Origin of the sequence: Mycobacterium sp., from assembly GCF_052144515.1 — a bacterium.
In the GTDB taxonomy this organism is placed as follows: Bacteria; Actinomycetota; Actinomycetes; order Mycobacteriales; family Mycobacteriaceae; genus Mycobacterium.
The window spans coordinates 39,066-46,536 of sequence record NZ_JBKQQD010000053.1; the positions used below are offsets into that span (position 1 = coordinate 39,066).

The 7,471-nt window shown below is 64.4% G+C and carries 10 protein-coding genes; 7 read left to right on the forward strand and 3 right to left on the reverse strand.

Going from position 1 to position 7,471, the window contains the following annotated elements:
* Positions 1-55 precede the first annotated feature (55 nt).
* From ACLP9N_RS02820 to ACLP9N_RS02835, 4 genes are all read left to right on the forward strand, one after another.
* On the forward strand, positions 56-286 hold the full coding sequence (locus tag ACLP9N_RS02820; RefSeq protein WP_442405964.1) for a CsbD family protein: 231 nt from the start codon (positions 56-58) through the stop codon (positions 284-286).
* Positions 283-456 (forward strand): CsbD family protein, encoded by a 174-nt coding sequence (locus tag ACLP9N_RS02825; RefSeq protein WP_442405965.1) that lies wholly within the window; start codon positions 283-285, stop codon positions 454-456. Before ACLP9N_RS02820 ends, ACLP9N_RS02825 begins: the two co-directional genes overlap by 4 nt.
* A 273-nt stretch (positions 457-729) precedes the next feature.
* Entirely contained in the window at positions 730-1,380 is a 651-nt protein-coding gene (locus tag ACLP9N_RS02830) for a cutinase family protein (RefSeq protein WP_442405978.1), read from the forward strand.
* Between the two features lie 60 nt (positions 1,381-1,440).
* Positions 1,441-2,427, forward strand: a complete 987-nt coding sequence (locus ACLP9N_RS02835; protein WP_442405966.1) for an NAD-dependent epimerase/dehydratase family protein — start codon at positions 1,441-1,443, stop codon at positions 2,425-2,427.
* Positions 2,428-2,635: 208 nt separating this feature from the next.
* On the opposite strand, the gene ACLP9N_RS02840 is transcribed toward ACLP9N_RS02835, so the two are convergent.
* On the reverse strand, positions 2,636-3,010 hold the full coding sequence (locus tag ACLP9N_RS02840) for a hypothetical protein (protein ID WP_442405967.1): 375 nt from the start codon (positions 3,008-3,010) through the stop codon (positions 2,636-2,638).
* 142 nt (positions 3,011-3,152) lie between these two features.
* On the reverse strand, positions 3,153-3,857 hold the full coding sequence (locus ACLP9N_RS02845) for a sensor domain-containing protein (RefSeq protein ID WP_442405968.1): 705 nt from the start codon (positions 3,855-3,857) through the stop codon (positions 3,153-3,155).
* A 308-nt stretch (positions 3,858-4,165) separates the two neighbouring features.
* On the opposite strand from ACLP9N_RS02845, the gene ACLP9N_RS02850 reads away from it, so the two are divergent.
* A complete protein-coding gene (locus tag ACLP9N_RS02850; RefSeq protein ID WP_442405969.1) occupies positions 4,166-4,450 on the forward strand; it encodes a GlsB/YeaQ/YmgE family stress response membrane protein in 285 nt (94 codons plus the stop codon).
* A 103-nt stretch (positions 4,451-4,553) separates the two neighbouring features.
* Here ACLP9N_RS02850 and ACLP9N_RS02855 read toward each other — a convergent pair whose 3' ends face one another.
* Positions 4,554-4,940, reverse strand: coding sequence for a PPOX class F420-dependent oxidoreductase (locus ACLP9N_RS02855; protein WP_442405970.1), 387 nt, complete (start codon positions 4,938-4,940; stop codon positions 4,554-4,556).
* A gap of 439 nt (positions 4,941-5,379) precedes the next feature.
* Between ACLP9N_RS02855 and ACLP9N_RS02860 the strand changes: the two genes are divergently transcribed.
* Together ACLP9N_RS02860 and ACLP9N_RS02865 are read left to right on the forward strand one after the other, a co-directional pair.
* On the forward strand, positions 5,380-6,783 hold the full coding sequence (locus ACLP9N_RS02860; protein ID WP_442405971.1) for a wax ester/triacylglycerol synthase family O-acyltransferase: 1,404 nt from the start codon (positions 5,380-5,382) through the stop codon (positions 6,781-6,783).
* A 136-nt stretch (positions 6,784-6,919) separates the two neighbouring features.
* Positions 6,920-7,471 (forward strand): alcohol dehydrogenase catalytic domain-containing protein (locus tag ACLP9N_RS02865; protein WP_442405972.1); only part of this gene is annotated, 552 nt, incomplete at its 3' end.

The following is a 7,471-nucleotide window of genomic DNA, read 5'->3' on the forward strand; positions in this document are numbered from 1 at the left end:
ATCCCGCGTCGTCGGGTACTCACCCCTGACAGTCGCAATCAGAGGAGTGCAAGCGATGAGCGCCAGAAACAAACTGAGCAACAAGGCCCAGTACTGGGGCGGCAGGGCCAAAGAGACCGTGGGCAGGATCACCGGGAACCGGCGCACCGAGTCCGAGGGCAAGCGGGATCAGGTCAAGGCCAATCTGAAAGATGCCGGCGAAAAGGTCAAGGACGCGTTCGGGCTGTCGGGCAGCCAACGCAGATACCAACCACGTATCCAACAACGAGGGAGCAGACGCGCATGAGCGCTGAAGACAAAGTGAAGAACAAGATCGAGGACTTGGGCGGTAAGGCCAAAGAGGCCATCGGCAAGGCCACCGGCGATCACGACACCAGAAACGAAGGTAAGGCGGACCAGGCCAAATCCAGCATGAAAGATGCCGGTGAGAAAGTGAAGGACGCCTTTAAGAAGTAACGCGTTGCGCTGACCCTTACGGACCAGCAAGCTTGCGAGCAATACCGGCGGGCTTGCTGGTTCGTTTGGTTTTCGCGGTCCGAGCGCGGCCGGTTAAAGATTGAACCTTTCGGCAATCCGTACCGTGATCAGCGTCGAATAAAGGTATCGGGCAACTTGAAGCGACTTGAAGTGATGTGGGCGCGATACAAGGCGGGATACAGGATGGACGTCTTCAAATTGATCCAAGCTAGCAAGGCGCGGCGGCTAGCGGGCGCCGTCGTCGGGGCGGCGATGTTGAGTGCGTCGGTCCTGCTCAGCGCACCCATCCCGGCGGTGTCGGCCGATCCGTGCCCCGACGTCGAGGTGGTCTTCGCCCGCGGCTCCGGGGAGCCACCAGGCCTGGGCAGCGTCGGGGGACCCTTCGTCGACGCCCTGCGCTCACAGATTGGACCCAAATCACTCGGGGTGTATGCGGTCAACTACCCCGCCAGCACTGACTTTTCCAACGCCGCTTTTCCAATGACGGTCATCGACGGCATTCGTGACGCCGGTGCGCACATTGAGTCCATGGCCTCCAACTGCCCCAGGACCCGCGAGGTACTGGGCGGATACTCCCAGGGCGCCGCCGTGGCCGGTTATGTCACCTCGGCCGCCGTGCCGCCGGGCGTGCCCGCTGCCGCGGTACCGCCGCCGATGCCGCCGGAGGTCGCGAATCATGTCGCCGCGGTCGCGCTCTTCGGAACGCCGTCCGCTCAGTTCCTGCAGCAGTACGGCGCACCGCTGATCACCATCGGTCCCCTGTATCAGCCCAAAACCCTCGAGTTGTGCGCTGACGGCGACGCGATCTGCGAATCCGGCGGCAGCCCGGGCGTCGCGCACGTCCTCTACGCGGTGAACGGCATGACGGGTCAAGCCGCCGGCTACGCCGCGAGTCACCTGTAGCTCGCTTGTAGCTCGAGCCCCAGCGGCGAGCGGGCCGATGCGCCGGGGCAGAATCGCACCATGCGCGTTTTGGTCACGGGGGGTACGGGATTCGTAGGCGGGTGGACCGCCAAAGCCATTGCCGACGCGGGTCATTCCGTTCGGTTTCTGGTGCGAAACCCGGCACGGCTTGACACATCTGTCGCCAAGTTGGGGGTTGATACCTCGGACTTCGCCGTCGGAGACATCTCTGATCGCGTCTCGGTGCGCGACGCGTTGCAGGGCTGCGACGCCGTCGTGCACAGCGCCGCCCTGGTCGCAACCGACCCGCGGGAGACGCCCCGGATGCTGAGCACAAACATGTGCGGTGCGCAAAATGTCCTCGGACAGGCCGTCGAACTCGGACTGGATCCGATCGTTCACGTGTCGAGCTTCACGGCGCTGTTTCATCCGAACTTGGAGACGTTGCGGGCGGATCTGCCGGTGGTCGGCGGGACAGATGGATACGGACAATCCAAGGCGCAGGTCGAAATCTATGCTCGGGGGCTGCAAGACGCCGGCGCACCGGTGAACGTCACCTATCCCGGCATGGTGCTCGGCCCTCCGGTCGGCGATCAATTCGGTGAGGCCGGCGAGGGCGTCAGATCGCTATTGAGTCTGCACGTCGTTCCCGGGCGCGGTGCGGCATGGTTGATCGTCGACGCGCGGGACGTGGCAGCCTTGCACGTGGCGTTGTTAGAGCCCGGGCGCGGACCGCGCCGCTACATGGCGGGGGGTCGCCGGGTTCCGGTGGGTGAGCTCGCGAGCATGTTCGGCGAGATCGCCGACACACCGATGCTGGCGGTGCCGGTTCCCGACGCCGTGATTCGCGCCGCGGGCGCAGTACTGGACAAAGCGACGCCGTTTCTGCCCTTCGACACGCCGTTCACCTCGGCGGGAATGCAGTATTACACGCAGATGCCGTCGTCGGATGATTCGCCGAGCGAGCAAGAACTCGGCATCACCTACCGCGATCCACGCGAAACCGTGGCCGACACCGTCGCGGCCCTTCGCAGCCTCAGCACCTAATCCTGTTCGGGAGGTGCTGCGGCGTCCTCACCAGGGGGCGCACTCGGGGGCGAATTTTTCAGCCACCTCTTCAGCCGAAGAAGTTCATTGACAACGATGCCGATGCCCAGGAGCACTAGCGTCGTCACCACAATCGCGGTGGTCACGTAGTCAATCGTGACAGCCGGGGCAAAAAAAGTCCGAATAGGGCGCTCGGCCCGTCAAGACGTCAGGCGCTTTTCTGACTCCGGACGAAGCCGAGCACGGCCGCGCCCACGAACGGCACGGGGGCCAGGGTGGCGATCAGCGCGCTCCTGGTACCGACGAGGGGCCTGCTGCGTAGTCCGAGAAGAAGGTCGGCGCTGTCGCTGATCAAACCAACAGTCGCCCAGCCCCGGAAGTCTCCGCCGTGCACCCAGGCGGCACAGGCACCCGACCCGAGGACAAGATCGCGGATCCCGATCGTTTGCATAAGTAGCGTCTCGGTACCGGATCCGGGCTTGAAGAACCGGCCCGGCGCCAGGAGCATCGCGGCTCCCACCCCAACGCGGGCCGCCGCCACCAACGCCAAGATCGACGGTGTCCGGTTCGCCTCCTGCGTCACGGGTCAAGCGTAATCAAATGGTGGTGACGAACCCGCCGTCGGTCCGGTAACGTCCCTCGTCCATCTCTGTGCTCGAACCGGCGCGGGGAGTCTCTCCAGAGGCCCCATGCCGACCATCGCGGTCGCCATAACTGGTGGCCCATTATGCGGGCACTTTGCCAGCGATCTGGTTCGCGATGTCGATGGCTGAGGTCTTGGGGTCGGCGCTGCAGGTGTTGACGTCGACAACGACGTTGTTTTTCACGGCGAGCGCGCGTCCGCAAGCTTTCCAGCCCGTGGAAGGAGGGTTCTGCAGAGTTGAGATCGTGCTCAGGACGCCGTTGGTGTTGGATGTCGCCCCCACAGTCCACTGCGTCTTGGACTGGATGTGGGTGTAGTCGTGGCACGCCTGCCACTGCTGCGCGGAGGCGGTGAAGAAGTCGCTGGCTTGTTTGGCGGTTGGGAATAGCACGACTGCCTGCTCGACGAAATGAGTCAAGTTATCGCCCTCCTGGCGGTCGAGTGTCTGGTCGCGCTCAGCCATGAAACCGCTGCCGGCATAGACCTGGGCCTGCGCCGAGCCGTCGACGGCTAAACACTCCTTGGGCGTCATCGTGGCGCTGTCATCAGACATCGCGATGCGGCTGTTCGTGACCTTCATGTCGGTTGCCCCCATAGCAGCGTTGATCTCCTCGGGGCTCAGGAGAAATCCCTTCAGCGCAGCCTCTGCAACCGGAGGCGGAGGTGGTTTCGTTTTGGTGGTCGACGTGGTGGTCGACGCTTTAGTGCCTTGGTTGGCTTGACTGTGACAGCCGGCGGCGAAAATGCAGATGCCGACAACGGCTACTTCGGCGATTAATCGGCGCATGTTTTCATCCCCTATTACCGCGTAACCCGCTTGGAATCCATGCGAACAATTATCTCGCCTCAGCCGCGACGGTTTGCCCTCTCAAGTCGACATTTCGGCTCGGCGGCGCCCGCTGCAGCGCGCCCGACTGCTTTCGGGGTGCCTAACACTTGAGGGGTGGCCGCTTCTCGGGCCAGCTGCACCTGGCCGTTACCGCTGCAACGGTCATCACAGCGCTGCCCTGCTCAACTTGTGTGTTACAAGCCCGCCGGTGCGGGAACCCGTTGAAGACGGCGCCGATCACGGGCGCCGCTACGACAGGAGCTGCAATGATTGGATCAATAGCTCTCGCCATCATCGTGGGCGCGATCATCGGTGTGGTTGCGCGTCTCGTGATGCCGGGCAAACAAAACATCGGCATGATCATGACGGTTGTACTCGGGGCCCTAGGTGGGTTGATCGGCTCCTGGGCGGCTAGCAAGTTCGGATACCACAATGCCAATGGGGGGATCGCCTGGATTCCGTTTTTCGTCGGAGTCGGTGCTGCCGTCATCCTCATTGCGATCTACGAATCCGTGACGGGTCGCCGTACCCGGACCGGTTTGCCTCGGTAGCTCACGCCGCCTGAAAGCGCACCGGTCGCCGATAGCCGGGCGAACAGTGCCCGCGAACCCCGTCATCACCGTCAACTAGTCGAGGCGTCCGAGGTGCCGGGCTCTAGCCGGCGGGTTTGATCTCGAGGCCGATGTGCACCTTGTCGATGCCACCGCGCACGATCGAGTGCGCATAGAACCACCAAGCGTGATACCAGTACCGCTTGAGCACGGCGTTGTAGACCCGCCGCGTCTCCGACTTCGGCAGGACCCGGGCGACCCCCTCAACCGGGTCACTTTTGGGCTTGCCCAACGATCCACTCCTGGCGATCGTCACCCTGGGTGTGTTGCGAATGCGCCTGACTTTCCACGACCCGTCGTCGGTGATGACAAGCAGCCGGTCACCCTCGGGCACCCCCCAGATCGCCGTCGGTTTGGGGCGGCCGTCCTTTGTGAATGTCGTCAACAGCAGGTACTTGGATCCGATGACGTCGTTGAAACTAAGAGCCACGCTTCTCCTTCCTTTCTGCCCCCGCCGATGAGGTCAGCGGCAATCCGTTGCAGAGTCTCACACTGGGCGCTTTAGTCACCGCCAAAGCCATTGCCGACGCGGGACACTCCGTCCGGCGACCACGGTGTCCGACACCGTCGCGGCTCTTCGCGGATAAACCACTAAGCGTTGCCGACGCTCGGCAGGCAACGGCGATGCAACACACGTTCCGGTCCGAAAGCCGTGCATCAGGGGTCGCACTAGCGGACAGTTGAAAGCGGCTTAGGAAGCAACTTCGAGCAGCAGATCTTGCTGAGGGACTTACGACTGCCGTAGCGGGGCCTTAATCCCCTCGTCGACTCTGATCTGCTGAGAGACCATCCTCTCACGGTTCGGATTCTTGAGCGCCCAGTCTGAATGCCGGTCAACGGCTGCCTGAAGTTCGGATAGGAGATCTACCATGAGCAAACCGATTCCGCCGCTGGACCTTTCATGGCTGCTGATCGAGTCACCGGCCGGCACGACGCACGTGGGTGCGATGCTGCTGTTCAAAAAGCCGGCCGGCCGCGCGTCCATCGTGCGCGAGATCGTGGAGGCGTCACGGGCCTACCCGCCGGCGCCGCCGTTCAACTATGTGCCGGAGCTCCTGGGTCGCGGCGGGCCGCATTTCCGAGAGGTGGCGAGCTGGGACCCGCACTACCACATCGGGCACCTGGCGCTGCCCGCCGGAGCCTCCTACGACGACCTGCTGCGGCTCGTCGCCGACCTGCACGAGCCGATGCTCGATCGCGACCGGCCGCTCTTTCGAAGCTGGATGATCGACGGGGTACCGGACCGAATGTTCGCGATCTACACGAAGACTCATCACTCCATCATCGACGGTGAATCCGGCCTGAAGCGGATATATGCAGGCCTGAGCACGTCCGATCGGCGCACCGTCCCCACGCCCGGCTTTGCGCTCAGCGCGCCGGCACCCGCGCCGCACCCGCCGACGCCGCTCGCAGAGCGAATCGCCGACTCGATCCGTGGGGCAATCACGCAGGTCGAGGCGCTCAACCAGGTTTCGGTCGGCGCGCTGCGCAAGGTGTTCGCCGGTCTCGTGGGGTCGCATCTCGAGGGCAGCCTGCCGTTCGCGGCGCAGCACGCCCCGACCAACGAGCCGCTCCAAATCGGGCGAAGATTCGCAACGCTCTCGTTGCCGCTCGAGGAGATGCGCGAGGTCGGTCGGCACTTCGGGGCGACGCTCAACGACGTGGCGGTCACCGTTGTCGATGGGGGGCTGCATGTCTACCTGCGCGAGACCGGCCGCGCCTTCGCGCACCAGTTCATCGCGATGTGTCCGGTGTCGCTGCGTGCCGACGACGACACGGCGATCGGCACGCGGGTGTCGGCGATGTTCGTACGACTCGGCGAGCCCGGCGCGAGCATGCCGGGGCGGATCCGCCAGGTGGCAGACTCGGTCGCCACGTGCAAGAAGGAACTCGGCGGCATGTCGACCGAGGCGGCGATGACCTACGCGGTCGGACTCGTGGCGCTCGCGGGCCTGGGTGCCTCCACGCACCTGGATCGCGTCGGGCACCCGGCGTGCAACCTCGTCATATCCAACGTGGCGGGCGCCAAGGAGCCCCGATACCTCAACGGTGCACGCTTACTTGGTGTCTACCCGGTCTCCGCGCTCGCGGCCTCGATCGGGCTGAACGCCACGTTGGCGTCCTACGACGACAGCATGGACTTCGGGTTCGTTGCCAACGCCGCGGCGCTCGACGACCTACCGCGACTCGCCCACCACACTCTGCAGGCCTACCAGGAGCTGAAAGAAGCGGCGGGAACGCAGTCGGCGCGTCCGAAGCGCGCGTCTTCCTGAACGACGGCTATCTCGAGCCTCTAGCTACTCCGGACCGGCCAAGCCCGCCGCCGTGTAGGAAGATCGCCATGGGAATGAACATCGACCTGACCGGAAAGACCACGACCGGCGTCGGATCGAAGAGAGGCGAGGCGAGATGAAGGCGGTGACTTGCACCAATGCGAAGCTCGAGGTAGTCGACCAGCCGAGCCCGACACCGGCCAAGGGTCAGTTGCTGATCGATGTCCTGAAGTGTGGCATCTGCGGATCGGACCTGCATGCGCGCCACCACTGCGACGAACTCGCCGACGTGATGGCCGAATCGGGCTACCACGCCTTCATGCGATCGAATCAGCACGTCGTATTCGGACACGAGTTCTGCGGCGAGGTGGTCGACTACGGCCCCGGCACACGCAAGACCCCGCGGACCGGCACACCGGTCGTTGCCATGCCGCTGCTGCGGCGCGGCAAAGAGGTGCACGGGATCGGACTGTCGACAATGGCACCCGGCGCCTACGCCGAGCAGCTTCTCGTCGAGCGGTCGCTGACGTTTCCGGTCCCGAACGGGTTGGCGCCCCAGATAGCCGCGCTGACCGAGCCGATGGCCGTCGGGTGGCATGCCGTGCGGCGCGGCGAGGTGGGCAAGCGGGACGTCGCGATCGTGATCGGCTGCGGACCGATCGGCCTGGCGGTGATCTGCATGCTGAAG